The sequence below is a fragment of the Streptomyces malachitofuscus genome (genome assembly GCF_055571035.1).
In genome coordinates, this window is record NZ_JBVIGA010000079.1 from 1 (window position 1) to 1,292 (window position 1,292).

The following is a 1,292-nucleotide window of genomic DNA, read 5'->3' on the forward strand; positions in this document are numbered from 1 at the left end:
GAAGTGGAAGGCCATGTGGCACTCGTCGCCGCCGGCGGCGTAGTCGCCGAAGTAGTCGACGACGTCCTCCGGCCACTGGTTGGCCTCCGCCAGCAGCACCGTGTCCGGGTACTGGGTGTCGATCTCCTTGCGCACGCGCTTCAGGAAGGCGTGCGAGGCGGGCAGGTTCTCGCAGTTGGTGCCCTCCTCCGCGTACAGGTAGGGCACCGCGTCCAGCCGGAAGCCGTCGATCCCCAGGTCCAGCCAGAAGCGCAGGGCCGCCAGGATCTCCTCCTGCACGCGCGGGTTCTCGTAGTTCAGGTCCGGCTGGTGCGAGAAGAAGCGGTGGAAGTAGTACTGCTTGCGTACGGGGTCGTACGTCCAGTTGGAGGCCTCGGTGTCCACGAAGATGATCCGCGCGTCCGGGTAGCCCGTGTCGTCGTCGGCCCACACGTAGAAGTCGCCGTACGGCCCGTCGGGATCCTTCCTCGACTCCTGGAACCACGGATGTTCGTCGCTGGTGTGGTTCATGACGAAGTCGATGATCACGCGGATCCCGCGCTGGTGCGCGGCGTCGACGAACTCGACGAAGTCGGCGAGGTCGCCGAACTCGGGCAGCACGGCGGTGTAGTCGGCGACGTCGTAGCCGCCGTCGCGCAGGGGCGACTTGAAGAAGGGCGGCAGCCACAGGCAGTCGACGCCCAGCCACTGCAGGTAGTCCAGCTTGGCGGTCAGACCCTTCAGGTCGCCGACGCCGTCACCGTTGCTGTCCTGGAAGGAGCGGACCAGGACCTCGTAGAAGACGGCGCGCTTGAACCACTCCGGGTCCCGGTCCCTGGCCGGGGTGTCCTCGAACATGTCCGGCACCGGCTCGTTCACGGTCATCGCGTTCCTCGCCCTCCGATTCGCTGTGCGGCGGGCGGTCGCGGGACGTGCAGGACATGCGCGGGAGCCCGCCCCGGCTCCAACCGCACGTAGTTGTCGCTGCCCCAGTGGTAGGTCTCGCCGGTGAGCTCGTCGCGCACCGGTACCGACTCGTGCCAGTCCAGGCCGAGTTGCGGCATGTCCAGCGAGACCGTGGCTTCCTGGGTGTGGTGGGGGTCGAGGTTGGCGACCACGAGGACGGCGTCGGAGCCGCTGCGCTTGCTGTACGCGATCACGGAGTCGTTGTCGGTCCGGTGGAAGCGGAGGTTCCTGAGCCGGTGGAGCGCGGGGTGCTCCCGGCGGATGGTGTTGAGCCGGGTGATGAGGGGGGTGATGGTGTTGCCCTCGCGTTCGGCGGTGTCCCAGTCGCGGGGGCGGAGCTGGTACTT

The 1,292-nt window shown here is 67.8% G+C and carries 2 protein-coding genes; both read right to left on the reverse strand.

Going from position 1 to position 1,292, the window contains the following annotated elements; translation table 11 throughout:
* The coding region (locus tag ACZ44S_RS39125) for an alpha-amylase family glycosyl hydrolase (RefSeq protein WP_466938284.1) at positions 1-864 on the reverse strand (864 nt) is incomplete at its 3' end.
* Positions 861-1,292 (reverse strand): alpha-glucosidase C-terminal domain-containing protein (locus tag ACZ44S_RS39130; RefSeq protein WP_466938286.1); only part of this gene is annotated, 432 nt, incomplete at its 5' end. The genes ACZ44S_RS39125 and ACZ44S_RS39130, both read right to left, overlap by 4 nt.